Source organism: Metabacillus kandeliae, assembly GCF_021166585.1.
Lineage (GTDB): Bacteria > Bacillota > Bacilli > Bacillales > Bacillaceae > Metabacillus_B > Metabacillus_B kandeliae.
In genome coordinates this window covers 117,598-142,043 of record NZ_JAJOZE010000008.1, presented here as the reverse complement: position 1 = coordinate 142,043, position 24,446 = coordinate 117,598, and the positions used below count along the sequence as shown (strand labels likewise).

27 protein-coding genes and 1 other RNA gene are annotated in these 24,446 nt (G+C 44.6%); 19 read left to right on the top strand and 9 right to left on the bottom strand.

Annotation, left to right across the window (positions count from 1 at the left end; translation table 11 throughout):
* Positions 1-3 precede the first annotated feature (3 nt).
* From rpoN to ssrA, 13 genes are all read left to right on the top strand, one after another.
* Complete coding sequence (rpoN, locus tag LRR81_RS15850; protein ID WP_231790362.1) at positions 4-1,332, top strand: RNA polymerase factor sigma-54; 1,329 nt, start codon at positions 4-6, stop codon at positions 1,330-1,332.
* Complete coding sequence (locus LRR81_RS15845) at positions 1,329-1,571, top strand: glutaredoxin family protein (protein WP_231790361.1); 243 nt, start codon at positions 1,329-1,331, stop codon at positions 1,569-1,571. Before rpoN ends, LRR81_RS15845 begins: the two co-directional genes overlap by 4 nt.
* 131 nt (positions 1,572-1,702) lie before the next feature.
* Positions 1,703-2,731: a sugar-binding transcriptional regulator gene (locus LRR81_RS15840; protein ID WP_231790360.1), complete on the top strand. Its 1,029-nt coding sequence runs from the start codon at positions 1,703-1,705 to the stop codon at positions 2,729-2,731.
* A 37-nt stretch (positions 2,732-2,768) separates the two neighbouring features.
* Complete coding sequence (gene gap / locus LRR81_RS15835) at positions 2,769-3,776, top strand: type I glyceraldehyde-3-phosphate dehydrogenase (protein ID WP_231790359.1); 1,008 nt, start codon at positions 2,769-2,771, stop codon at positions 3,774-3,776.
* 162 nt (positions 3,777-3,938) lie between these two features.
* The gene (locus LRR81_RS15830) at positions 3,939-5,123 is read left to right on the top strand and encodes a phosphoglycerate kinase (protein WP_231790358.1); all 1,185 of its coding nucleotides are present in this window, start codon (positions 3,939-3,941) and stop codon (positions 5,121-5,123) included.
* A gap of 33 nt (positions 5,124-5,156) precedes the next feature.
* Positions 5,157-5,918, top strand: coding sequence for a triose-phosphate isomerase (tpiA, locus tag LRR81_RS15825; RefSeq protein ID WP_231790357.1), 762 nt, complete (start codon positions 5,157-5,159; stop codon positions 5,916-5,918).
* Positions 5,911-7,446 carry a 2,3-bisphosphoglycerate-independent phosphoglycerate mutase gene (gpmI, locus tag LRR81_RS15820; RefSeq protein ID WP_231790356.1) on the top strand — a complete coding sequence of 512 codons (1,536 nt, stop codon included), beginning with the start codon at positions 5,911-5,913 and terminating at the stop codon, positions 7,444-7,446. Before tpiA ends, gpmI begins: the two co-directional genes overlap by 8 nt.
* Positions 7,447-7,471: 25 nt before the next feature.
* Complete coding sequence (eno, locus tag LRR81_RS15815) at positions 7,472-8,767, top strand: phosphopyruvate hydratase (RefSeq protein ID WP_231790355.1); 1,296 nt, start codon at positions 7,472-7,474, stop codon at positions 8,765-8,767.
* 487 nt (positions 8,768-9,254) lie between these two features.
* Positions 9,255-9,488, top strand: coding sequence for a preprotein translocase subunit SecG (secG, locus tag LRR81_RS15810; protein WP_231790378.1), 234 nt, complete (start codon positions 9,255-9,257; stop codon positions 9,486-9,488).
* Positions 9,489-9,630: 142 nt separating this feature from the next.
* A complete protein-coding gene (locus tag LRR81_RS15805) occupies positions 9,631-10,374 on the top strand; it encodes an alpha/beta hydrolase (protein WP_231790354.1) in 744 nt (247 codons plus the stop codon).
* 24 nt (positions 10,375-10,398) lie between these two features.
* Complete coding sequence (gene rnr, locus LRR81_RS15800) at positions 10,399-12,747, top strand: ribonuclease R (protein WP_231790353.1); 2,349 nt, start codon at positions 10,399-10,401, stop codon at positions 12,745-12,747.
* Positions 12,748-12,892: 145 nt separating this feature from the next.
* Positions 12,893-13,363, top strand: coding sequence for an SsrA-binding protein SmpB (gene smpB / locus LRR81_RS15795; RefSeq protein ID WP_231790352.1), 471 nt, complete (start codon positions 12,893-12,895; stop codon positions 13,361-13,363).
* A 286-nt stretch (positions 13,364-13,649) separates the two neighbouring features.
* Positions 13,650-14,015: a transfer-messenger RNA gene (ssrA, locus tag LRR81_RS15790) on the top strand.
* A 43-nt stretch (positions 14,016-14,058) separates the two neighbouring features.
* Here ssrA and LRR81_RS15785 read toward each other — a convergent pair.
* The 5 genes from LRR81_RS15785 to LRR81_RS15765 all read right to left on the bottom strand — a co-directional run bounded on the left by LRR81_RS15785 (position 14,059) and on the right by LRR81_RS15765 (position 16,909).
* On the bottom strand, positions 14,059-14,400 hold the full coding sequence (locus LRR81_RS15785) for a DUF3147 family protein (RefSeq protein ID WP_231790351.1): 342 nt from the start codon (positions 14,398-14,400) through the stop codon (positions 14,059-14,061).
* The gene (locus LRR81_RS15780) at positions 14,401-14,799 is read right to left on the bottom strand and encodes a MarR family winged helix-turn-helix transcriptional regulator (protein WP_231790350.1); all 399 of its coding nucleotides are present in this window, start codon (positions 14,797-14,799) and stop codon (positions 14,401-14,403) included.
* A gap of 168 nt (positions 14,800-14,967) precedes the next feature.
* The gene (locus LRR81_RS15775) at positions 14,968-15,363 is read right to left on the bottom strand and encodes a cupin domain-containing protein (RefSeq protein WP_231790349.1); all 396 of its coding nucleotides are present in this window, start codon (positions 15,361-15,363) and stop codon (positions 14,968-14,970) included.
* A gap of 27 nt (positions 15,364-15,390) precedes the next feature.
* Entirely contained in the window at positions 15,391-16,137 is a 747-nt protein-coding gene (locus LRR81_RS15770) for an SDR family oxidoreductase (RefSeq protein ID WP_231790348.1), read from the bottom strand.
* Positions 16,118-16,909: a carboxymuconolactone decarboxylase family protein gene (locus LRR81_RS15765; RefSeq protein WP_231790347.1), complete on the bottom strand. Its 792-nt coding sequence runs from the start codon at positions 16,907-16,909 to the stop codon at positions 16,118-16,120. Before LRR81_RS15765 ends, LRR81_RS15770 begins: the two co-directional genes overlap by 20 nt.
* Before the next feature lie 181 nt (positions 16,910-17,090).
* Between LRR81_RS15765 and LRR81_RS15760 the strand changes: the two genes are divergently transcribed.
* Complete coding sequence (locus tag LRR81_RS15760) at positions 17,091-17,639, top strand: TetR/AcrR family transcriptional regulator (RefSeq protein ID WP_231790346.1); 549 nt, start codon at positions 17,091-17,093, stop codon at positions 17,637-17,639.
* A 53-nt stretch (positions 17,640-17,692) separates the two neighbouring features.
* On the opposite strand, the gene LRR81_RS15755 is transcribed toward LRR81_RS15760, so the two are convergent.
* Positions 17,693-18,544, bottom strand: coding sequence for an aldo/keto reductase (locus LRR81_RS15755; protein ID WP_231790345.1), 852 nt, complete (start codon positions 18,542-18,544; stop codon positions 17,693-17,695).
* Between the two features lie 166 nt (positions 18,545-18,710).
* Here LRR81_RS15755 and LRR81_RS15750 point away from each other — a divergent pair, with 166 nt between their 5' ends.
* The gene (locus LRR81_RS15750; protein ID WP_231790377.1) at positions 18,711-19,151 is read left to right on the top strand and encodes a MerR family transcriptional regulator; all 441 of its coding nucleotides are present in this window, start codon (positions 18,711-18,713) and stop codon (positions 19,149-19,151) included.
* Positions 19,152-19,247: 96 nt separating this feature from the next.
* A complete protein-coding gene (locus tag LRR81_RS15745) occupies positions 19,248-19,622 on the top strand; it encodes a VOC family protein (RefSeq protein ID WP_231790344.1) in 375 nt (124 codons plus the stop codon).
* 47 nt (positions 19,623-19,669) lie between these two features.
* Here LRR81_RS15745 and LRR81_RS15740 read toward each other — a convergent pair whose 3' ends face one another.
* Positions 19,670-20,083, bottom strand: coding sequence for a MerR family transcriptional regulator (locus LRR81_RS15740; RefSeq protein WP_231790343.1), 414 nt, complete (start codon positions 20,081-20,083; stop codon positions 19,670-19,672).
* 159 nt (positions 20,084-20,242) lie between these two features.
* Between LRR81_RS15740 and LRR81_RS15735 the strand changes: the two genes are divergently transcribed.
* Positions 20,243-21,283, top strand: coding sequence for an NAD(P)-dependent alcohol dehydrogenase (locus LRR81_RS15735; RefSeq protein WP_231790342.1), 1,041 nt, complete (start codon positions 20,243-20,245; stop codon positions 21,281-21,283).
* Positions 21,284-21,367: 84 nt separating this feature from the next.
* On the opposite strand, the gene LRR81_RS15730 is transcribed toward LRR81_RS15735, so the two are convergent.
* Positions 21,368-21,970 (bottom strand): TMEM175 family protein, encoded by a 603-nt coding sequence (locus LRR81_RS15730; protein WP_231790341.1) that lies wholly within the window; start codon positions 21,968-21,970, stop codon positions 21,368-21,370.
* A gap of 92 nt (positions 21,971-22,062) precedes the next feature.
* On the opposite strand from LRR81_RS15730, the gene LRR81_RS15725 reads away from it, so the two are divergent.
* On the top strand, positions 22,063-22,287 hold the full coding sequence (locus tag LRR81_RS15725) for a hypothetical protein (protein WP_231790340.1): 225 nt from the start codon (positions 22,063-22,065) through the stop codon (positions 22,285-22,287).
* Positions 22,288-22,623: 336 nt separating this feature from the next.
* Positions 22,624-23,058, top strand: coding sequence for a YfmQ family protein (locus LRR81_RS15720; protein ID WP_231790339.1), 435 nt, complete (start codon positions 22,624-22,626; stop codon positions 23,056-23,058).
* 36 nt (positions 23,059-23,094) lie between these two features.
* Here LRR81_RS15720 and LRR81_RS15715 read toward each other — a convergent pair whose 3' ends face one another.
* On the bottom strand, positions 23,095-24,294 hold the full coding sequence (locus LRR81_RS15715; protein WP_231790338.1) for an MFS transporter: 1,200 nt from the start codon (positions 24,292-24,294) through the stop codon (positions 23,095-23,097).
* Positions 24,295-24,446: the final 152 nt, after the last annotated feature.

Here is a 24,446-nt window from a genome sequence, read left to right as displayed (position 1 = left end):
GTGATGGAAATGAAAGCGGGTTTATTTCAGGAGCAGTCACTGAGGCTGAACATGACGCAGCAAATGATGCAGGCCATTTCACTTCTTCAGTATTCATCACTTGAGCTTGCCCAGTATCTGCAGGAGCTTTCACTTGAAAATCCCCTCATTGAAATTAAGGAACAGGATGCTCCAATTGAATTGTACCATAAAGGGCATAAGCCAAAAAACAAGAGTACAAGTGACGGCATCGAAAATATTGGCTCAGAAAAGCCGGGGCTTGCTGAATATTTACGGCTGCAGCTGCTGTCGCATTCTCTCAGCGGAGCGGAGAAAAAACTGACTGAGTCTTTAATAGACAGTTTAAATGAAAACGGTTACTTAGAAGAGACGGCTGAGGAGCTGGCTGTAAGGACAGGGGCAGATTTGGAAGAGGTTAAGCGATCGCTTCATTTGCTGCAGTCGCTTGAGCCGGCAGGTATCGCAGCGGGCAGCCTTCAGGAATGCCTTCTCCTCCAGCTTCGCCGTCTGCCGGAAAGGAAGATGAAACTCGAGGAAGTCATAGAAAAGTATTTTCTTTTATTTGCGGAAAAATCATGGAAGCAGCTCTCAAAGTCTGCCGGGATTCCACTGACAGAATTGCAGGAAATGCATGATTTTATCAGAAAGCTGAATCCCCGCCCAGGGCTTGCCTTCCGGAAGGAGCGGGAGCCGTACCTTGTGCCTGATCTGCTTTTGGAGAAGAAGGATGGGGAATTCGTTATCAGCTACAATAATGGGACACATCCCGAGCTTGGCTTAAGCATGGAATACAGCCAATTTTTATTGGAACGGGAGCATTCTGAAGCAGGCCATTTTCTAAAAGGCAAATGGAAGCAGTACCGCTGGCTGCAAAAAGCTCTTTCTCAAAGAAAATCCACCATGATCCGGGTAATGGCGGCTATTATTGAGCAGCAGGCAGAGTTTTTTCTTACAGGGCGGCCAGAGCTCCTGAGGCCTATGACGTTAAGAGATATTGCCGATGCATGCGGCATTCATGAGTCAACTGTCAGCAGAGCGGTCAAGGATAAATATGTTCAGCTGCCTACAGGCTTGTGTGAAATCCGCTCCTTTTTCTCACAGGGAGTGGAACAGGAAGGAGATCAATCCTCCTCTTCTATTAAAATGCGTCTTGCTGAACTTGTGAAGCGGGAGGATAAACAGGCGCCTTTATCAGACCAGAAAATGGCAGAGCTTTTAAAGGAAAAGGAACAGATTGCGATTTCAAGGCGGACTGTTGCCAAATACCGGGAGCAGCTGAGTATTCCTTCTTCAGCACTGCGAAAACGATATGATGGGAGCAGCGGGGCTTGAAAAAAATAACCTTATATTCTAAAAAAGGCTGCCATCTTTGCGAGGATGCAGAGAGGCTTTTGGAAGATCTTTTGAAAGAATCTCCATTTGAGTTAACTATTGTAGATATTTATAGTGACGATGAGCTGCTTTCCCGGTATCAGCTGATGATTCCTGTGCTTTTTATTGATGGAAAAGAGGCTGGTTATGGCGCGTTTGAAAAAGATTTTATAAGTAAACGGTTACACGAGAAAGAATGATTGAATAACAAAAAACACCCTGTTAGAATATAAATGTAGCAAGGGTGATTTTTTTTTGGCTTATGCGGGACACAATATGTCACACAGGGACGTTTTTAGTCCCGGTAACTTGTTTTGAAAGGAAAATCAAAATGAGAGAATTAATAGAAGTCCAGAGAAAATTGCTTCCTGATCTTTTGGCTGTGATGCAGAAGCGCTACCAGATCCTGCAATACATACGGCTGATGCAGCCAATCGGCCGGAGAGCTCTTGCACTGAGTCTTGGAACAAGCGAAAGAGTGCTCAGAGCAGAGGTTCAATTTTTGAAGGATCAGGATCTCATTGATGTTTTCCCATCAGGAATGCTTTTGACAGATGATGGGGCTTCCTTATTACAGTTGCTTGAAGAAATGATGAAAGATGTTTTAGGTTTAAGCCAGATGGAAATTACATTAAGAGAAAGGCTGAACCTGAAGCGGGTCATTATTGTTTCGGGAGACAGCGACCAGTCACCCCTTGTGAAAAAAGAAATGGGAAGAGCCTGTTCGGCGTGTATAAAAGAGCGCCTTTCAGGAAATACTATCGTCGCTGTGACTGGAGGAACGACATTGGCTGCTGTGGCAGAAATGATGACGCCGGATTATAAAAACCCGGATCTCCTGTTTGTTCCCGCAAGGGGCGGACTTGGAGAAAACGTGGAAAACCAGGCGAACACCATCTGCGCCAAAATGGCAGAGAAGGCAATGGGAAACTACCGCCTTCTTCATGTACCTGACCAAGTCAGCACAGAAGTCTATCATTCCATTCTGCGCGAGCCGTCCATTAAAGAGCTTCTCACCCTGATCAAATCCGCCGGCATGGTGGTTCATGGCATCGGTGACGCGCTCACAATGGCAGAAAGACGGCGCACTACGCCTGAGGATCTCGAAAAGATCCGAAGAAACGCGGCAGTCGCCGAATCGTTCGGCTATTACTTTAACCAGGACGGCGAAGTCATTCACAAAGTTCAGACAGTCGGCATTCAGCTGGAGGATCTCGGTTCAACGCCCCACGTGATTGCAGTAGCCGGAGGAGCTTCAAAGGCGAAAGCAATCAAAGCTTATATGAAGCAGGCCTTGGATACGGTTCTTGTAACAGATGAAGGTGCCGCAAAAGAGTTATTAAGGGATTCAACTCCCTAAATATAAATTTCTCACTTAATTAAAGGAGGAAATACCCATGGCAGTAAAAATTGGTATTAACGGATTTGGCCGTATCGGCCGTAACGTATTTCGTGCAGCTTTAAAAAATTCAGAGGTTGAAGTAGTTGCTGTAAATGACCTTACAGATGCAAACATGCTTGCTCACCTACTAAAATATGACTCTGTTCACGGCAAACTTGATGCTGAAGTTTCTGTTAACGGCAGCAACCTTGTTGTTAACGGCAAAGAAATCAAAGTGTTGGCAGAGCGCGACCCTGCACAGCTTGGATGGGGCGATCTTGGAGTAGAAGTTGTTGTTGAATCTACTGGCCGTTTCACTAAGCGCGCTGACGCTGCGAAGCACCTTGAAGCCGGCGCGAAAAAAGTCATCATCTCTGCACCTGCAACAGATGAAGACATCACTATCGTTATGGGCGTTAACGAAGACAAATACGATGCTGGAAGCCATGATGTCATTTCCAACGCATCTTGCACAACAAACTGCCTTGCGCCGTTTGCAAAAGTATTGAATGACAAGTTCGGCATCAAACGCGGTATGATGACAACTGTTCACTCTTACACAAATGACCAGCAGATTCTTGACCTTCCGCACAAAGATTACCGCCGTGCGCGCGCAGCTGCGGAAAACATCATTCCGACAACAACTGGCGCTGCAAAAGCAGTATCACTTGTATTGCCTGAACTGAAAGGCAAATTGAACGGCGGAGCGATGCGTGTTCCAACTCCAAACGTATCTCTTGTTGACCTTGTAGCTGAGCTTGACAAAGACGTAACAGTTGAAGACATCAACTCTGCACTGAAAGAAGCAGCTGAAGGCGACTTGAAAGGCATCCTTGGCTACTCTGAAGAGCCGCTTGTATCCGGTGACTACAACGGAAACACAAACTCTTCCACAATCGATGCTCTTTCTACAATGGTTATGGAAGGCAGCATGGTAAAAGTTATCTCTTGGTATGATAACGAAACTGGCTACTCCAACCGTGTCGTTGATCTTGCAGCATACCTTGCATCAAAAGGCCTGTAAGAATAAGAAATAAATGCAAGCAGGGTCTTGCTTGGACTCTGGTTAAATAAACGCTATAATGAAAGCGAAAGAGGGGAAGGGGACCACAACATTCCCCCTCCTCTTTTTTTCTTTGCTTTCTTTGTTTAAGAGAACACCAATTCAAGGAGGTACTCAGGGACAATGAACAAAAAATCGGTAAAAGATGTCGATCTGAAAGGCAAAACCGTATTTTGCCGCGTTGACTTCAACGTTCCAATGAACGAAGGCAGCATAACAGATGATACGCGCATCCGTGCAGCTCTTCCAACGATCCAGTACATGATCGAGCAAGGGGCAAAGGTACTTCTGGCAAGCCACCTTGGCCGTCCAAAAGGCCAGGTTGTGGAAGAACTTCGCTTGAACGCACCGGCAAAGCGTCTTCAGGAACTTCTTGGCAAGGATGTCAAGAAGCTGGATGAAGCTTATGGCGATAGCGTAAAGTCTGAGATCAGCAGCATGCAGGAAGGCGATGTCATTCTTCTTGAAAATGTCCGCTTTTATCCTGGCGAAGAAAAAAATGACCCTGAGCTGGCAAAACAATTTGCAGAACTTGCAGATGTTTTTGTGAATGACGCTTTCGGCGCTGCTCACCGCGCACATGCTTCAACAGCTGGCATTGCCGAGCATATTCCGGCAGTTGCAGGCTTTTTGATGGAAAAAGAACTTGAGGTTCTTGGAAAAGCGCTGTCAACACCTGAACGTCCATTCACAGCAATCATCGGCGGAGCGAAAGTAAAAGACAAAATTGGCGTCATCGATCACCTGCTCGATAAAGTCGATAACCTGATTATCGGCGGAGGCCTTGCTTATACATTCATTAAAGCTCTTGGACACAACGTTGGAAAATCTTTGCTTGAGGAAGACAAGGTTGAGCTTGCGAAATCCTTCATGGAAAAAGCAAAGAAAAACGGCGTAAACTTCTATATGCCAATTGATGTCGTTGTAGCAGATGACTTCTCAAACGATGCCAACACGCAAATCGTTGCCATTGACAGCATTCCGGAAGACTGGGAAGGCCTTGACGCTGGCCCGAAATCCCGTGAAGTTTACGAAGAAGTGATTAAAAAGTCCAAGCTTGTTATCTGGAACGGACCTCTTGGCGTGTTCGAACTGGATGCATTTGCGAATGGTACAAAGGCTGTGGCAGAAGCGATGGCAGCTGCAGAAGATACATACACAGTCATTGGCGGCGGCGATTCCGCAGCAGCTGTTGAAAAATTCGGCTATGCAGATAAAATGGACCACATTTCAACAGGCGGCGGTGCTTCGCTTGAGTTTATGGAAGGCAAAGAGCTTCCAGGCGTAGTCGCTCTAAATGATAAATAAGATCCCAGCTTGTTAATGAAAGGAATGTTCAAAATGAGAAAACCAATCATTGCAGGAAACTGGAAAATGAATAAAGTGCTGTCAGAGGCAAAAAGCTTCACTGAGGAAGTAAAAACTCTTATTCCTTCAAGCGAGAGCGTTGAATCCGTCGTTTGTGCACCAGCTCTTTTCCTGGACAGTCTTGTACAGGCTGCAAAAGGAACTGAACTGAAAGTCGGCGCACAAAACATGCACTTTGAAGAAAGCGGCGCGTTCACTGGAGAGACAAGCCCTGCTGCTTTAAAGGATCTTGGCGTAGAATACGTCATCCTTGGCCACTCTGAACGCCGCGAAATGTTCGCTGAAACAGATGAAACAGTTAATAAGAAAACATTGGCTGCTTTTCAATACGGCCTGACACCGATTGTTTGCTGCGGTGAAACGCTGGAAGAGCGTGAAGCGAGCAAAACAAACGAGCTTGTCGGCAATCAAGTGAAAGCGGCGTTGCAAGGCCTGTCTGAAGACCAGGTAAAACAAACAGTTGTGGCTTATGAGCCAATCTGGGCAATCGGTACAGGCAAATCATCTACTGCAGAGGATGCAAACGAAGTATGCGCCCATATCCGCAGTGTGATTGCTGAACAATTTTCACAGGATACGGCAGATGCCGTACGCATTCAGTACGGCGGCAGTGTAAAGCCTGGAAACATTAAGGAATACATGGCACAGCCGGATATCGACGGTGCCCTTGTCGGAGGCGCAAGCCTTGAAGCGCAATCCTTCTTGCAGCTATTGGAGGCAGGAAAAAATGAGTAAAAAACCATTTGCCATTATTATTCTCGACGGCCTTGGCCTGAGGGAAGAAACAAAAGGCAATGCTGTAGCACAAGCAAAAAAACCGAACTTTGACAGGTACTGGAACAAGTATCCTCATGCCACATTGCGGGCTTCAGGCGAAGCTGTCGGCCTTCCGGAAGGCCAGATGGGGAACTCTGAAGTAGGACATTTGAATATCGGTGCAGGACGCATCGTTTATCAAAGCTTAACGCGTGTGAATGTTGCGATCCGTGAAGGAGAATTCGAGAAAAACGAAACCTTCCTTCAAGCTATGGATCATGCGAAAAAGAACGGCACGAACCTGCACTTATTCGGATTGCTGTCTGACGGCGGCGTGCACAGCCACATCGAGCACCTGTATGCTCTATTGCGCCTCGCAAAAGAAGAAGGCGTGGAGAATGTTTATGTTCACGGCTTTCTTGACGGACGGGATGTTGGTCCTCAAACAGCTGAAAAGTACATTCGGGCGCTGCAGGAAAAAATGGATGAATACGGAGTCGGCAAGATTGCGACAATTTCCGGCCGCTACTATTCAATGGACCGCGACAAGCGCTGGGACCGCGTTGAAAAAGCCTATCGCGCGATGGCTTACGGCGAAGGCCCGACTTATAAGGATCCAATTGAACTTGTAGAAGACAGCTATAAAAACGAAATCTATGATGAGTTCGTCATTCCTTCTGTTCTGACAAAGGAAGATGGCTCACCGGTAGCGAAAATAGAAGATAATGATGCCATTATTTTTTATAATTTCCGCCCTGACCGTGCCATTCAGATTTCCAATACATTCGCTAACGATGATTTCCGTGATTTCGACCGCGGTGACAATCATCCGAAGAACCTGTTCTTTGTGTGCCTGACGCACTTCAGCGAATCTGTCGACGGATTCGTTGCGTTCAAGCCGGTTGGCCTTGATAATACACTTGGCGAAGTGCTGGCCCAGAACGGCTTGAATCAGCTCCGCATCGCAGAAACAGAAAAATATCCGCATGTGACGTTCTTTATGAGCGGCGGACGTGAAAAAGAATTTGAAGGCGAAAAGAGAATCCTGATTGATTCTCCAAAAGTAGCCACTTACGATTTGAAGCCTGAAATGAGTGCGTATGAAGTGAAAGATGCGCTCGTGAAGGAAATAGAAGCAGGAACGCAGGATGCGATCATTCTAAACTTTGCCAACCCTGACATGGTTGGACATTCAGGCAAAGTAGAGCCGACGATTAAAGCCATCGAAGCAGTTGACGAGTGCCTTGGAGAAGTTGTGGACGCGATTTTAGCCAAAGGCGGCGCAGCGATCATCACTGCTGATCACGGCAATGCTGACGTTCTGATCACGGAAGAAGGAACACCGCACACAGCTCATACAACAAATCCTGTGCCGGTTATCGTCACAAAAGAAGGCGCAGAGCTTCGCCATGATGGAATTTTAGGTGACCTTGCACCAACGCTTCTTGACCTATTGAACGTAGAAAAACCAAAAGAAATGACAGGGAACTCCCTGATCCAAAAATAATTTATTTTAAAGGAGAGAATTACACATGCCATACATTGTTGACGTATATGCACGCGAAGTACTTGACTCCCGCGGTAACCCAACAGTTGAAGTAGAAGTTTTCACAGAATCAGGCGCATTCGGACGCGCAATCGTTCCAAGCGGTGCCTCCACTGGGGAGCACGAAGCAGTAGAACTTCGTGACGGCGACAAAGAACGCTACCTTGGAAAAGGTGTTATTCAAGCCGTAGAAAACGTAAACTCTGTAATCGCTGAAGAAATCATCGGCCTTGATGTGACAGACCAAGTCGGCATTGACCGCATCATGATTGAGCTTGACGGAACAGAAAACAAAGGCAAATTAGGTGCCAATGCGATTCTTGGCGTATCTATGGCAGTTGCTCATGCAGCAGCTGACTATGTTGGCCTTCCATTGTACCGCTACCTTGGCGGATTCAACGCGAAGCAGCTTCCAACACCAATGATGAACATCATCAATGGCGGATCTCATGCTGACAACAACGTTGACTTCCAGGAATTCATGATCCTGCCTGTAGGAGCTCCAAGCTTCAAAGAAGCGCTTCGCACAGGTGCGGAAGTATTCCATGCATTGAAATCAGTCCTAAAAGGTAAAGGCCTCAACACAGCTGTAGGTGATGAAGGCGGATTTGCTCCAAACCTTGGTTCTAACCGTGAAGCACTAGAAGTGATCATGGAAGCCATCAAAAAAGCCGGCTATGAGCCAGGAAGAGACGTTATGCTCGGCATGGACGTTGCCTCTTCTGAGTTCTACAACAAAGAAACAGGCAAATACGACCTTGCAGGCGAAGGCCGCACTGGCTTAACATCTGCCGAAATGGTTGACTTCTATGAGCAATTGGTGAACGAATTCCCAATCATCTCTATTGAAGACGGCTTGGACGAAAATGACTGGGTTGGACACAAACAATTGACTGACCGTCTTGGCGGAAAAGTACAATTGGTTGGTGACGATCTGTTCGTAACAAACACACAAAAATTGGCTCAAGGCATCGAACAGGGTGTTGGCAACTCCATCCTGATCAAAGTGAACCAAATCGGTACACTGACTGAGACATTCGAAGCAATCGAAATGGCAAAACGCGCTGGCTACACAGCAGTTGTATCCCACCGTTCAGGCGAAACAGAAGACGCAACAATCGCTGACATCGCTGTTGCAACAAACGCTGGCCAAATCAAAACTGGTTCCCTTAGCCGTACTGACCGTATCGCTAAATACAACCAATTGCTTCGTATCGAAGACGAGCTTGGCGGCTTAGCGGTTTACGAAGGATTAAAATCTTTCTATAACCTGAAGAAGTAATAATAGATGAAGAACACCCGGCTCCTCCCGGGTGTTCTTTTTTCATAGGGACAGGGGAGGGGAGGAACCTGCAAATAAATCTGTTAAGCCGCACGTAAAGAGCTTAACCTGCATGCGAAAAGTTCAGTTTCGCTTGAAGCATGAAAAACCTGCAGATAAAATCTCTGAACCTGCAAATAAATTTCAAAAAGCTGCATATAAAATGACTCAACCCGCAAATAAAAGTCTAAAAGCCGCATATAAAACCCATTTTAGCCCGCTCAGAAGATGAAGAATTTGAATAAAGAGCCTGCTGACGGGTGATTTTTGCTCGTTTGAGGGAATTTTTTATACTTTCGGCATTATTTACACCATGAAATGGCTTCAAAAGTGAATAAAATTCCGGCTGCCATGACCGGCAGTCACCCTATCGACAAGCATTCAAATATATGGTACATTAAAACTATTGTAAAACGGGCTTTCAGGAGGTCAATTACAGATGAGTGCATTGCATATCGTCCTTATCAGCCTGCTTGTGATCGACTGTGTTGCGCTGATTATTGTGGTTTTGCTGCAATCCAGCAAAAGTGCAGGTCTTTCCGGTGCGATTTCAGGCGGAGCAGAGCAGCTTTTCGGCAAGCAAAAAGCGCGCGGCATTGATTTGGTTCTCAGCCGTACAACTGTTGTGTTGTCTGTCATTTTCTTTGTTTTGACAATCGGTATTTCATATTTCGGACTATAAAAAAGAAGCCTGCAGAACAGGCTTCTTTTTTCATACATGACAGCCGTGCTTTTTGTCTTTTCCCCGAGCGTTTGATTTAATAGAAGTGCGGGAATTTAGGAAAACTAGACATATCAGTCAGAAAAGAAGGAGAACTATGGGAATGAGACGAGTTTTACCAAAACCATTAACATTTGAGGGGGGAAAGCGGGCGGTTTTGCTGCTGCATGGCTTTACGGGCAATACGGCAGATGTCCGGATGCTTGCACGCTATTTAAACGAGCGCGGTTATACGTGCCATGCCCCTCAATATAAAGGTCATGGCGTTCCGCCGGATGAACTGGTTCATACTGGACCTGAGGATTGGTGGAAGGATGTCATGGAGGGCTATGAACATCTGAAAAGCTTAGGTTATGAAGAGATTGCAGTTGGAGGATTGTCCCTAGGAGGGGTATTTTCGCTCAAACTGGGTTACACTGTACCTGTTAAGGGTATCGTGACCATGTGTGCTCCGATGTACATAAAAAGCGAGGAAGTGATGTATCAGGGCGTCCTCGATTATGCGCGCAATTATAAGAAATTTGAAGGCAAGGACGACGAACAGATTGAAGAGGAAATGAAGGACTTTGCGAAAACACCGATGAACACGCTTGCTGCTTTGCAGGAGCTGATCGCGGATGTGAGAGAGCATGTCGATCATATCTATTCTCCAACGTTTGTTGTGCAGGCACGCCATGATCACATGATTAATACAGATAGTGCAAATATTATTTATAATGAAGTCGAAACAGACGTGAAAGAAATAAAATGGTATGAAGAGTCCGGACACGTGATTACGCTCGATAAAGAACGCGACAAGGTTCATGAGGATTTCTATCAGTTCTTGGAACGTCTCGACTGGCAGTAAAGTCTCCAAGGAGGGAAGGCGCAAATGGATCAAGATATTCAGAAATACGTTGACCAGCTTCTGTCTTTTATGAAGGAAGAAGCTTACAAACCACTTACAATACAGGAACTCGAAGAATCGCTCGGCATAACGGATGCGGCGGATTTTAAAAGCCTCGTGAAGGCGCTCGTTTTAATGGAAGAGCAGGGGGATATCGTCCGCACGCGCAGCAACCGCTATGGCCTTCCCGAAAAGATGAACCTCATTCGCGGCAAAGTGTCCGGACATGCCAAAGGATTTGCCTTTGTAGCTCCTGAGGATCGGGAAATGAACGATGTGTTTATTCCGCCGAATGAGCTGAATAATGCGATGCACGGCGATATTGTGCTCGTTCGTGTCAGCACAAGCAGCTCGGGCGCGAGAAAAGAAGGCACAATTATCCGGATTCTTGAACACAGCATCAAGGAGATTGTCGGCACTTATACGGAAAGCAAGAACTTCGGCTTTGTGATTGCAGATGATAAAAAGATTGCAAGCGATGTCTTTATTCCGCGTGAAGCTTCAAACGGAGCTATTGAAGGGCATAAGGTAGTTGTGAAAATTACGACCTATCCGGAAGGCCGCCGCAATGCTGAAGGGGAAGTTATCCGCATTCTCGGACATAAAAATGATCCTGGGGTCGATATCATTTCCGTTATTCACAAGCACGGTCTGCCGCAGGAATTCCCGGGCGACGTTCTTCGCCAGGCGAATGATGTGCCGGAAACCATTTCAGAAAGCGATATAAAAGACAGACGCGATCTCAGAGATCAAGTTATCGTGACAATTGATGGCGCAGACGCGAAGGACCTCGATGATGCGGTAACGGTTACGAAGCTTGAAAACGGCAATTACAAGCTTGGCGTTCATATCGCAGACGTGAGCCACTATGTCACTGAAAATTCTCCGATTGATAAAGAAGCTTTGGACCGCGCGACAAGTGTTTATTTAGTCGACCGCGTTATTCCGATGATTCCTCACAGATTATCAAACGGCATCTGCTCCCTGAATCCAAAGGTTGACCGTCTGACTCTTTCATGTGAAATGGAAGTTGACAGCGATGGAGAAGTCGTTAACCATGAAATTTTCCAAAGTGTGATTAAAACAACGGAGAGAATGACGTATTCCGATGTGAACAGCATCCTTGTGGAAAAGGACCAAAGCTTGAAAGAACGCTATGAGCCGCTTGTTCCTATGTTTGAGCTGATGGAGGAGCTGGCACAGGTGCTCCGCACAAAAAGGTTCAACCGCGGAGCCATTGACTTTGACTTCAAGGAAGCTAAAGTGCTAGTGGACGATGAAGGCAAGCCATACGATGTGGCGATTCGAGAACGGTCTGTAGCCGAAAAATTGATTGAAGAATTTATGCTGCTTGCAAACGAAACGGTAGCAGAGCATTTCCACTGGATGAACGTGCCGTTTATTTATCGGATTCATGAAGACCCAGATGAAGGAAAACTGCAGCGATTCCTGGAATTTATCACAAACTTCGGCTATGCGGTTAAAGGCAGTGCCAACAGTATTCATCCGCAGGCACTCCAAAAAATTCTGGAAGAGGTGCATGGCCAGCCGGAGGAAATGGTTATTTCCACTGTTATGCTCCGCTCCATGAAACAGGCGAAGTATGATCCGGCGAGCTTAGGCCACTTTGGTCTTTCAACAGAGTTTTATACGCACTTTACATCCCCAATCCGCCGCTACCCGGATTTGATTGTGCACCGATTGATCCGCACATATCTTATCCAAGGCAAAGTGGATGACGATACAAAGGCAAAATGGGCGGAGAAGCTTCCGGAAATTGCGGAGCAATCTTCCAACATGGAGCGCCGTGCTGTTGAAGCAGAGCGGGAAACGGATGATCTGAAAAAATCCGAATACATGATGGATAAAATCGGCGAAGAATATGATGGCATTATCAGCTCTGTCACAAACTTCGGGATGTTTGTAGAGCTTCCAAATACGATTGAAGGCCTTGTTCACGTCAGCTACATGACGGATGACTATTACCGCTATGACGAAAAATCGTACGCGATGATCGGCGAGAGAACAGGAAATGTCTACCGAATCGGAGACGAAATCACGATCAGGGTTGTCAAAGTTGATAAAGATGAACGCGCAATCGATTTTGAGATTGTCGGCATGAAGGGCACTAGAAGAAGACCTCCTAAAGAGGCGCCAAAGGTCATTAGAGGCGGCGGAAAAGACTCCAAAGGCGGCAGCGGGGGACGCAGCAGCCGCAGCAAGGAAAGAAGCGGTACAACAGAAGACGGCTGGACCACAAGAGGGCCGCGGAAAAAGAAAAAGAAATCGTTTGAAAACAGCCCGAAGGCGAAGCGGAAAAAGAAGAAACGCTAATTCTCTGCAGGAAGCCATTCTTTGGCTTCCTGTTTCTTATTGGATTCGAACGGTTCTCAGTTGAGAAGATCCAAGAAATTTGGTATGATAGAAGCTATCGCAAAAGCAAACAGAGAAGCATGTTTTGGGAGGAGGCACCGGGTCAATGCCTAAAGGACAAGGGAAAGTACTGGCACAAAATAAAAAAGCCAACCACGATTATTTTATAGAAGAAACATACGAAGCAGGGATTGTCCTGCAGGGAACAGAAATTAAATCCATCCGCAATGCCAGACTGAACCTGAAGGATTCCTATGCACGGGTGGAAAACGGAGAAGTCTACCTGCTCAACATGCATATAAGCCCTTATGAGCAAGGAAACCGGTACAACCATGATCCGCTCCGGTCCAGAAAGCTCCTGCTTCATAAAAAGCAAATCAGCCAGCTGATCGGGATGACAAAGGAAGAAGGCTATGCGCTTGTCCCGCTGAAGATTTATTTGAAAAATGGCTTTGCAAAAGTGTTAATTGGCCTTGGAAAAGGGAAAAAGAAATATGATAAGCGTGAGGACTTGAAAAAGAAAGAAGCCAAACGCGAAGTGGAACGCGCATTCCGCGACCGCCAAAAGGACTATTGAACCTGAAAGCGAGATGATATTCATGGAATTCTTGTATTTTGCCCTTGCAGCAGCTTCACTTGCAGGAGCCTTTCTTGTTTATCGAAAAGGTAAAACCGAGTAAAGCGCCATCGTTGCAGAATAAAGGAAATATGCTATAATAGAACAAGTGATCTTACTCATCTGGAAGCTGTTTACAGTTGAATTGCTTTCTCCAGATGATATAATAGATAGTGTCACAAGGAAAACTTCATAAGTGATTTAAGCTCTTACTCTTATAGAGTTTCCCGTACACCTCTTTTTATATGGGGACGTTACGGATTCGACAGGGGTAGTTCGAGCTTAGGTTGCGAGCCGAGTCGACGATCTCGTTAATAACGTCAACGCCAATAATAACTGGCAAATCTAACAACAACCTCGCTTTAGCTGCGTAACAACAGACTATAAGCGGTTCCTCCCTCCATCGCCCATGTGGTAGGGTAAGGGACTCACTCTTAGTGGGCTACGCCTGATTCCTCCGTCTGAGGATGATGGAAGAGACTAATCAGACTAGCTGTCCGGACGCCTGTTGGCAGGCATAAGGCACAGCGAATTGCTAATATGCCGACTACGCTCGTAGACGCTTAAGTGCCGATATTTCTGGACGTGGGTTCGACTCCCACCGTCTCCACCAATACATAGCTGTTGGTGGTTTTTATTTTTTTTATAGCCTTTCCTTAGGAAATAAAAGCCGACATGATAAACTTCTGGCCTAATAAAAAAACCCCCCACGCCACTATTCCAAGTAAAATAGCGAAAGTTAAATGTACAGAGTTTTTTAATGCTAAGTAAATGACTAATATCATAACTGCCGTTGCTGGAAATCCTGCTAAAACACCAAGTGTAAACTTGTTTATGCTTTGAGCGGATTCACCTTGAACAGTCAGCCAAATAATACTTAGAATACTGACTAAAGGTAGGGCAGCCACGATGCCGCCATATAAAGGGAATCGTCTCGCCAATTCTGTTACCAGGCCAATTATGGCAGCTGAACATAAAATTTTTAAAACGGTATACATTTACTTGGAGACCTCACTTAAAAGCCGCAGTGCATTAACAATCATCTCTTTTTCACTGGCTGATAGTTTGTTCAGTGCAGCGTCTAGCCTCATCTCATCTAATTCTGTATTATTTTTTAAAATAGAGAAACCTGCTTCTGTTAGATGGAGATACACTTTGCGCTGGTCTTCCTGTGACCTTTCCTTATACAGCCACCCGTTAACCACCAGTTTCTTTACATGCTCTGAAGCTGTATTATGGGAAATCAGCAAATGCTCAGAAATGTCCCGAATCATCACATACTGCTTTTTATGAACCGTTTGCAAGATTCTTACACTCTGATGTGAAATGAGTACCTTTTGTACAGGATGTAAATGATAGTAAATATCGGTGAAATACTTATTTATGCTTTCAATCATAATAGAAACTCCTTTACCTTAATCGTTATAAACGATTATATCGTATAATACGATATAATTACAATCAACTTTTACCTCATTTGATTTTTCTTTCCTTCATCTATTCTTGAGCGGATCATTTCCTTACTAAAAAACGCATCGAATCTAATGATTCAATGCGCTTCTTTCTTATAATTGATCATAGGTCTCATCATCAACGGCTTCTAACCAATCCGTTTCTCCTGGGGTAAGCGCCAGGTGTACAAACCAGCTGTCTTTTGTGGCCCCATGCCAGTGCTTCACATTCGCAGGAATGTTCACGACATCTCCGGTTTTGAGCAATTTAGCCGGTTGCCCCTCTTCTTGATACCAGCCTTCCCCGCCTGTTACTAAAAGGACTTGTCCAACGTGATGTGTGTGCCAGTTGTTGCGGGCACCAGGGGCAAAGGTGACGTTTCCAATCGATGTATTAAGAGGTTCGGAATCCGTAAAGACCATTTGCAGGAAGGCATCTCCGACAAAGTTTGGTTCTACTTTCTCCCCCAGCGGGAAAATCGTGCTGTTTTTTAGCTGTTCATTTTTCATAGTCCGATTCACGTCCTTTTCTAAGTATTAACCAACTTGTACAGTTGGACGGATAATCATTTCATTTAATGCTACGTCTGCCGGCTGCTCGATCGCAAAGGCAATGGCACGGGCAATGCTGCTGGAGTCAATGGCTACTTGGTAGAAATCTTCAAGTCCTGCTTTCATAGCCGGGTCGGTTGTTGTTTCTAACAGTTCGCTTGTGACAGCACCTGGGGAGATGTTTGTCACGCGAATGTTTGTGCCATTCATGGCTTCCTCCTGACGCAATCCTTCTGAAATGGCTCTCACAGCGAATTTTGTTCCGCAATAAACGGTCCCGCCCGGATAAATATTGTGGCCGGCTACAGAAGACAGGTTGATGACATGGCCGGATTTTCGCTCTCTCATAGAAGGGACAATAGCCGCAATCCCGTAAAGAACGCCCTTAATATTGATATCAATCATTTGATCCCATTCGTCGACTTTATTTTCAGCTAGGAAAGCCTGCGGCATTATGCCTGCATTGTTCACTAATACGTCTATTTTTCCAAATTTACGAAGAGCATACTCGGCCAGTTCTTCCATTTCTTTGTGGGAAGCTACGTTTGTTACTTTATAGATCGCTTCTCCGCCAGCTGTTTGAATTTCTTCTTGCAGGTTCTTCAAACGATCTTCACGGCGGGCTGCAAGTACAAGCTTAGCTCCTTTTGATGCAAGCTCTTTAGCAGCTGCTTCTCCAATTCCGGATGATGCACCTGTCATCACAACCACTTTATCTTGAATCGTCATCATGAATTCCTTCCTTTCGTTCCTCTTCAGGTATGATTTCGTTGACGCAGGCTAATGCGTTTAATGTACGCGGAAACCCTATATACGGCAGACAATGAGTAATGGCCGCAATCAGTGTTTCTTTATCATTTCCTGTATTTATATTGCCCTGCACATGGGATTTCACTTGGCTTTCAGCTCCCCCTAGTGCAGTGATGATGCATAGTGTCAGCAGCTCCCGTGTTTTTAAATCAAGCCCGCTTCGCGTGTAAAAATCACCGAAGCAAAAGGCAGAAAGATACTCTTGGATGTGCTTTTGATTGGCTGGGGCATTCTCTTGCATCTTTGGAATAACATCACCAAAAATCTTCACCTGCACTTCAAGGCCCTTGTCAAACCGGTCCGTCTCCCCAGTTTGTTTTTGACTTTTTACAGGCAGATCAATTTTCCTGGTGTTAAAAACCTCATTTACTTCCTCTAGCGCATTCAGTACTTTAGGGAATCCAATATAAGGAGCACATTGGTAGACAGCTTCCTTTATTTCTGCGGGTGTCACCCCGATGTTTAACGCAGCGTGAACATGTTCCTTCAGCTGAGGCAGGCTATGATTAACTGTGAGAACGACAAGCGTAATCTGCTCCCGCACCTCATCGCTCAGGCTGCCTTGATCAAAAACATCTCCATATATAAACCGGTTCATGATCTCATGAAATTCAGCGTCGGCTGCATGACCTGGAAATGTTTCTTTGCCAAATAGCTGATGAAACGTTGACTGGCTTTTTTCGATTCGGTTCATGATCAGCACCTCCTCATAGATAGGATATTTAAATTGCCCATTGATGTGATATCGCACATCTGTGTATAATATAAAGGCAAAAAGGAACGTCTGCAATAATCAAAACTACGAAATTTGTGCGTTATTGCTCAGGCTGAGGTAAATTGTGCGATAAATAATGAAAGACTGGTGAATGAAAAGCATGCCAAGAATAGATAGAAGAGTACAGAAATCCCAGGAGGCTATAAAAAAAGCGTTTATTGAGCTGATGTCGGATAAAAACTTGGACCAGCTCACCATCCAGGATATTTCAGACAGAGCCAATGTTGGCCGGAGAACCATCTATGACCATTACCTCGATAAATTTGATATCTTGGAAAAGCTGATTGAAGAGCATATCGAGGAGTTAAGAAAGCTGTGCAAAGCAGCAGCTGATTTAAGTTTTGCAGAAGGAAATTTAATTTGGTTTGACTACTTTGAACGCCATCATTCTTTCTTTTATACCATGACAGCAAGTAAAGGAGCCTCGACCTTCAGAAAGCATTTCCTGGCGTTCGTCATGGAAGAATTAGAGGATGAAGTGAATGTAACAGAAGGAAAAAACAAAGGATTAAGCAAGGAATTGGTCCTTAACTTTTTTAGTGCGGCGATTGTTGAAATCGTAGAAGTGTGGATCATGAAAGGATTAAAGGAACCGACAGAAGTGATTGCCGAACAAGTAGGGGTCCTTCTGGATCGAAACCTGGATTGAATGATGAAAAACCGATTTTCTAAATCGAAAATCGGTTTTCCTCTTAAAGATGATTAGATATCAAATCTCACACTGCCGAGCCCTTTAACGAACTCAGGGTCTCTATGAGAGAAAAATACGCTCTCTTTTGTATCCAATGCTGCGATTTGCTCAAGATCTTTCTTGTCCAGTTCAAAGTCGAAAATATTGAAGTTTTCTTCGATTCTTTCTTTTCGGACTGATTTTGGAATCGCCACGACGCCTCGTTGTGTTAACCATCTTAGGATAACCTGTGCAGCGGATTTGTTATATTTTTCTGCTATAGAGGTTAATATTTCATTCTCGAACATGTTGTTTTTTCCTTCTGCAAAAGGCCCCCAGGACTCAATTTGAATATTGTGTTCTTTCATGAACTCAGCGCTTTCGATTTGCTGGCAGAAAGGATGGGTTTCAACCTGATTGACTGCAGGGACTACTTCGTTATGGGCCATCAGATCAGCCAAACGGTCCATATAAAAGTTGCTTACCCCGATTGCTCTGATTTTTCCTTCGCGGTACAATTCCTCCATTGCACGCCATGAACCATATATATCGCCAAACGGCTGGTGAATTAAATACAAATCAAGATAATCTGTCTGCAATCGGTCCAGCGACTTTGCAAATGCTTCTTTCGCAGGCTCATAACCGGCATCCTGAATCCAGAGTTTTGTCGTAATAAAAATCTCTTCTCTCGGAATACCGCTCCTCTTAATCGCTTTGCCGACAGCTTCTTCATTCATATAAGCTGCTGCAGTATCAATGAGCCGGTATCCGGTCATTAAGGCATCATAAACCGCCAGTTCACATTGGTTTGGATCATTAATTTGATACACACCAAATCCAAGAATCGGCATCTCTACACCATTATTTAAAATGACATGCTGCATAAACTATTCCTCCTGCAAACTTGTTTTTTGCTCAAGAAACTAATCTTTTTTGCTAGGATTTACATTGTCAGCAACTTGAACTATTATTAGCCTATCACCTTCGTGTAACACGAAGGCAAGAGATTTGAAAAAAATTTTTCGGAAGACTTTATAAGGAGTGATTAAAATTTATACAGTGAAAGAAGTGTCCAGACTGCTCGGATTAACTGAACATACTGTTCGCTATTACACCGACAAAGGACTCGTTCCAAGTGTCCAGCGGGATAAAAACAATAATCGCCTTTTTGATGAAGAATCAGTAAATTGGCTGATTGGTGTGAAGCATTTGAAGCAAAGCGGAATGGCAGTGGAAGATATTAAGTCATATGTTGATTTATGTCTGGCAGGCCCATCTACTATCAAAGAACGGTACAGCATTATCATGAAACAAAAAAACATCGCACAGGAGCAGTTAAAAGAAGCAAAACAAAGAGCTGAATTTATGGAGGGAAAAGCAAATCACTACCTGGATATCATGAATGGGACAGCTCCCGATGATATGAATCCAAAAGATTGGAAAACGAATGATACAGATACCGGAGATAAAAACAAGCTGGTTTTCTTTTAGTCCAGCAGAGAATAAGACATGCAAAATTTTTTGTTCTTTAAGTAAAAATATGTCATTTCATGCTATGATAAGTAAAATGGACAAAGGAGTGAAAGCATGATTTCAAAGATCGCGGAAGTAATGCTGTATGTCAATGATCAGGACAAAGCGGTAAAGTTTTGGACAGAGAAGGCGGGCTTTAGTGTTATTTCTGAAGAAGAAAGTAATGGCATGAGATGGATTGAAGTAGCTCCTGCAAAAGATTCAGCCACAAGCCTTGTTTTGTTTAACAAAGAGGTTGTTGCAAAAATGTCTCCAGAATTAAACTTAGGCACCCCTTCATTAATGTTCTTCACAGAAAACCTCGAACAGCTTCATCAAGACCTTACAGAAAAGCAAGTTACCGTAGGAGAAATCGTTGCTATGCCTTCTGGCAAAGTCTTTAACTTTGCAGACGAAGAAGGAAATTATTTTGCTGTAATGCAGGCATAATGAAAAAAGCAGAATCTTTCCTAAGTGGAGAGATTCTGCTTTTTTAATTAAATCGTAAGAAGCGGAGCAATGTTTTTCTTATGAATTTGTTCTGTTCCAGCTTCCAAGGCAGTTTGGTAATAGCTGCATTTATGGTCAATGACTTCCATCGTTTTCTTGAGTTCCTCGATTTGTGCTTCTACAATGGCTTTTCGGTCTACAAACATATCATATCTTTGCTGAAGCGTGGAATCCCCATCGGAACACCAATCAATAAAATGCTTAATTTCCTTTATCGGCATCCCGGTCGATTTCAGACACTCAATGACCTTTAGCGCGCTAATATCAGATTCTTTAAATTGCCGTGTCCCGTTAGGCTCTCTTTCTACAAATGGCAGCAGTCCTTCTTTGTCATAGTAGCGGAGAGTGTACACAGTAAGATTTAATTTTTGGGCCGCTTCACTGATTGTGTATGTTTTCATTCTTGCTCTCCTTTCGAAACCAATCTGTTATTAGTATAACGGAACCGCCCTTCTGCTCAGAAGCTTTTTGCTTGACCTAGAGTTAACTAGAGGGGTTAAGCTTGTGTTGAGTAAGAAAAAAGGGAGATGCCAATCTTCAACTATGGGAGGATGAAACAAATGATTACTGCAAAAGCAAGAGCTGTTGACGGACCTGATAAGCCATTCCGGGAAGCGGAGATAGAGCGCCGGGATTTAGACACAAAAGATGTGCTGATTGAGATCAAGTATGCAGGCATTTGCCACTCTGACATCCATACGGCTCATGAGGAGTGGGGTCCTGTAAACTTTCCCCTCGTACCAGGGCATGAAATTGCTGGTTTTGTAACTGAGGTAGGTTCTGAGGTATCAAAATATAAAGTTGGTGACCGAGTAGGAGTTGGGTGTATGGTCAGCTCCTGCGGCGACTGTGAAAACTGCCGCAAAGGGGAAGAGCAATACTGCCTAAAAGGAAATATTCCTACCTATGCTGGTGTGGATAAATACGGCGAGCCTACGCAAGGCGGCTATTCCACTCATATCGTTGTAGAAGAAGACTTCGTTCTCAGAATTCCTGATAACATCGAACTTGATGCAGCAGCACCGCTGCTATGCGCAGGGATTACAACTTATTCCCCGCTGCATCATTGGAATGCCGGACCAGGAAAGAAAGTAGCGATTGTCGGCATGGGCGGTCTTGGCCATATGGCGGTTAAAATTGCACATGCAATGGGAGCAGAAGTTACGGTTCTATCCCAAACCTTGAATAAAAAAGAAGATGGTTTGAAGTTTGGTGCAGATCATTACTACGCGACAAAAGACTCCGATACATTTGAAAAGCTTGCTGGATCTTTTGACTTAATCATTAACACAGTGAGCGCAAAAATTAATCTTGATGCTTATATTTCTTTATTGGCACTGGATGGCGCAATTGTAAATGTCGGCGCTCCTGCTGAGCCGCTGTCACTGAATGTGTTCTCTCTTATCGGCCATCGCCGTTCATTTGCCGGTTCTTTGATCGGCGGCATCCGTGAGACTCAGGAAATGCTTGATTTCTGTTCAGAGCATAATATTGCTCCACAGATTGAAGTCATTTCAGCTGATCAGATCGATGAAGCTTACAAGCGCGTGCTGGCTTCAGATGTGAAGTATCGCTTTGTTATTGATATTAGTACAATGTAAGACTTTAACAGATTAATTTTGAGGATGTGCAGAAGCTCAGCTTTTGCACATCCTTTTTGTATTTTAAAAAACAGAAAAGGTGCCTTAATCTTTAGCTAAAGAAATCTCACTTTCGTTTTTTAACGCCCGCTCAATTCGCCTATCCGGCACAAACCAAATAATCGCGACCAGCACAAAGAAGAAACAGGAAACCAATGTGCTGAAATAAGCTGTTCCAATCGGAATTAAATAAAATAATATGCTGAGAGTTCCTTTCAGATCCTTGCCCATCGCTTTGACAACAGCAGAATCAGGGGCATGCTGATTCAATATTGCCTTTTGCAGCAGTGAGTAAGCGATGGCGGCAAACAGCAATGTAACGCCATATAAGGCAGTAGGTGTTGGAGAAAAGCTCGTTTCTCCCATCCATGCAGTCGAAAATGGGATCAGTGACAGACTGAACATCAGCAGGGCATTCAGCCACATAATTTTCCCATTTAACTTGTGAACCGTATGAAGAAGATGATGATGATTGTTCCAATAAATACCGATGTAAACAAAACTGACCGCATAGCTGAAAAATTTCGGAGCAAGCTCCGCCAGTGCCTTCCAGTCATGGCCTTCAGGCACTTTTAATTCAAGCACCATAATCGTAATAATAATAGCCAGTATCCCATCACTGAATGCTTCCATACGATGAACCTTCACTGTACTCCTCCTTTGGCTGAGGCCTAGTTCTAATTTTTTCCTTACCTTCATATTTTATAGGAACACAGAGACGAGGGATAGGTGGTGCCTGCATGTTTGCTGTTCATTTTTTTGAGGAAAGAAACACGCTGCTGACACAGCTGCTGAAATCGATTCCGGCTGCTGGAGATGACGTGAAGGTAAAGGGGCGAAAAGGAAAGGTTTTGGAGGTAACCCCGGTTGATGAAAAGAACTTTCAAGTGTTCGTAAAATTTGAAAGCGCACCCAAAGGCAAATCGGCTGTGGAAGAAGCTAAAAAGAAAAAAGGGAAGAAATAAGGCTGAGAGTGCTGGCTCTCAGTTTTTTTTAAGATCTAAATGTTAGACTATGTTAAAGGAGAATGTTGATTATTGAGCACCTGTTGATTGGAGTGGCAGGCGGGAGACTCCTGCGGGAGCAGCGGGACAGGTGAGACCCCACAGGCGCTAAGGCGCCGAAGGAGGCTCACCGCCCGCCCCGCGGAAAGCGGACGCCTGGAACGGAAATCAACAGCCGTATTTAACAGAGCCAAATGTTAGGCAAGCCGGTTTCACACAATCGTCAAAACCTAACTCCCCTCAAAGTGATAAAATAAGAGTGTACTTATTTATCAGAGCAAAAGGGGAAATGTAAAAATGACATGGGTGATTGTTACAGTCATTTTAGCAAGTCTGGTTAAAATACTCGTCACCAGCATGCCTTCCTTCACGATTGATTGGCTCATGGGAAAGACAGCTGTGCATCAAAAGCTTTCAGAGCAGGATACTGACGTATCTATCGGCGGCCATACAGCAGCGGGAGAAGAAAAAGCTTCTTTTATCCGCGGCTTTAATGAAGCTATTTATATTGAAAAATATTATATTTATCCTGGAGACGAGGAAGCTTTCCTTCATCCGGAAAACGGCGGAACAGCACTTATTGTGAATACAAAGTTCGGCAAGAGCGAAGCAAAGCTTTTTATATACAGATACAAAGACCGGGTGGATGTTGTAAAGCAATACAAGAAAAAAGTGATTGCCTATTCTCTGCAATCAGCACAGCTGCAAGAGCCTGCTCTCGCACTGGCATAAGGGAAAAAGCTGCAGACAATAGGTCTGCAGTTTTTTTTACCCTGCTTTTCGAGAAAGAGATTGCTTTCTAATCGTGTTCAGGCTGAATGTTATGACCAGGAAGGCAAGGAACAAAAGCAATGAAAATCCAAACAGCATCCACAGCACCTGCTGCGTTGAAAAGTGATCGATCCCAAATCCGATAATAAACGGAAAAACAGCACCGCCAATACCTGCAAAAGCGGTCACAGCACTGGTTACTGTCCTTTCCATGCCGGGAAATGTATGGTTTGCATACACCATTGTAATCGAGTAAATCCCTGAGAGACCTAACCCCAGTCCGAAAATAATGAGAAAAGAAAGCCAGACTGTACCGCTTTGCGTAAGAAAAAGCACAAGTGCCATTCCCAGCAGCATACTTGCGAACAAATAGCGTTCATAGCTCACATGCCGGATAATCCAGCCAATGCAAAGGCGCCCGAGGAGCATTGCCACCCAAAAGACAGATGTGCTGAGTGAAGCAAAATATGGGCTTGTGCCAAGACCTGTTGTGAAAATACTCGGGAGAAAGCTGTTCAGGCTGCCTTCCATTCCCACGTAAACGAAAATGATGAGAAGAAACAGCATGAGAATGCCATATTTGGAAGCAGCACCTTTAAAGACTGGTGCTTCAGCCGTCCTGGCATCCATGTGCCCTTCTTCACTTGGCGAAGCTTGAAGGGATACGGATATTGTCTGCCAGATAATGGCCAGAACAAGGGCAAAGATACCAACAAGCAAGGCCGAAAATCTCCACATATGAGCAGCAATCAGCACACTCGCAATAATCGGCATACACAGTGCACCAGCACCGAAGGCCACCTCGAGCCGGCTCATCGAAATCGCTCTTCTGCCCTCAAACAGCTCCATCACATAGGAAGCCACTGCTGTTTCCAGCGATGAGGTACCGATTCCATTTAAAATGACCAAAAAGGCCAATACGTAAAAATGCGGCAGTCCAAGGACGCCGAACTGGGCTATAGCCACGAGTAAAGCGGATCCGCTTAAAATAAAGCGGTAATGGTGCTTCCTCATAAAAGCTGCTGTCAGCGGCACGCCGACAATAAAGCCGATCGACTGAAGCAAAATGAGAGTTCCTCCAGCTGTGTAGCTCACATTGTAATGAGCCAGAAGCTCAGAAAGGATGGCGCCGAAAAAAACGCTGTTTACGCCGCCTAAAAAATACATACCATATGATGTCCATAGAAAGCGGTTCAAGTCTGACTCTCCTCTTCTCTTTTATACAAATCTAGTATCACCTTATCCCATGTATCTGGAAAATGTAAAGATGATTTATTCCTTAAAAGGGAGGAAAGCGGAGGGACGGTTCTTATGCTTCCAATTTTGGCGACATGAATACTTAAGGTTAT

Coding starts and splice junctions, on each gene's coding strand:
- LRR81_RS15780 (WP_231790350.1), bottom strand. CDS start 14,799: ATGATTGAAAGCATAAATAAGTATTTCACCGATATTTACTATCATTTA.
- LRR81_RS15740 (WP_231790343.1), bottom strand. CDS start 20,083: ATGAAAACATACACAATCAGTGAAGCGGCCCAAAAATTAAATCTTACT.
- smpB (WP_231790352.1), top strand. CDS start 12,893: ATGCCTAAAGGACAAGGGAAAGTACTGGCACAAAATAAAAAAGCCAAC.
- LRR81_RS15770 (WP_231790348.1), bottom strand. CDS start 16,137: ATGATGACGATTCAAGATAAAGTGGTTGTGATGACAGGTGCATCATCC.
- LRR81_RS15765 (WP_231790347.1), bottom strand. CDS start 16,909: ATGAACCGAATCGAAAAAAGCCAGTCAACGTTTCATCAGCTATTTGGC.
- LRR81_RS15805 (WP_231790354.1), top strand. CDS start 9,631: ATGAGACGAGTTTTACCAAAACCATTAACATTTGAGGGGGGAAAGCGG.
- LRR81_RS15735 (WP_231790342.1), top strand. CDS start 20,243: ATGATTACTGCAAAAGCAAGAGCTGTTGACGGACCTGATAAGCCATTC.
- LRR81_RS15755 (WP_231790345.1), bottom strand. CDS start 18,544: ATGCAGCATGTCATTTTAAATAATGGTGTAGAGATGCCGATTCTTGGA.
- rnr (WP_231790353.1), top strand. CDS start 10,399: ATGGATCAAGATATTCAGAAATACGTTGACCAGCTTCTGTCTTTTATG.
- eno (WP_231790355.1), top strand. CDS start 7,472: ATGCCATACATTGTTGACGTATATGCACGCGAAGTACTTGACTCCCGC.
- LRR81_RS15745 (WP_231790344.1), top strand. CDS start 19,248: ATGATTTCAAAGATCGCGGAAGTAATGCTGTATGTCAATGATCAGGAC.
- LRR81_RS15725 (WP_231790340.1), top strand. CDS start 22,063: ATGTTTGCTGTTCATTTTTTTGAGGAAAGAAACACGCTGCTGACACAG.
- LRR81_RS15785 (WP_231790351.1), bottom strand. CDS start 14,400: ATGTATACCGTTTTAAAAATTTTATGTTCAGCTGCCATAATTGGCCTG.
- gap (WP_231790359.1), top strand. CDS start 2,769: ATGGCAGTAAAAATTGGTATTAACGGATTTGGCCGTATCGGCCGTAAC.
- tpiA (WP_231790357.1), top strand. CDS start 5,157: ATGAGAAAACCAATCATTGCAGGAAACTGGAAAATGAATAAAGTGCTG.
- LRR81_RS15830 (WP_231790358.1), top strand. CDS start 3,939: ATGAACAAAAAATCGGTAAAAGATGTCGATCTGAAAGGCAAAACCGTA.
- LRR81_RS15760 (WP_231790346.1), top strand. CDS start 17,091: ATGCCAAGAATAGATAGAAGAGTACAGAAATCCCAGGAGGCTATAAAA.
- LRR81_RS15720 (WP_231790339.1), top strand. CDS start 22,624: ATGACATGGGTGATTGTTACAGTCATTTTAGCAAGTCTGGTTAAAATA.
- LRR81_RS15840 (WP_231790360.1), top strand. CDS start 1,703: ATGAGAGAATTAATAGAAGTCCAGAGAAAATTGCTTCCTGATCTTTTG.
- rpoN (WP_231790362.1), top strand. CDS start 4: ATGGAAATGAAAGCGGGTTTATTTCAGGAGCAGTCACTGAGGCTGAAC.
- gpmI (WP_231790356.1), top strand. CDS start 5,911: ATGAGTAAAAAACCATTTGCCATTATTATTCTCGACGGCCTTGGCCTG.
- LRR81_RS15775 (WP_231790349.1), bottom strand. CDS start 15,363: ATGAAAAATGAACAGCTAAAAAACAGCACGATTTTCCCGCTGGGGGAG.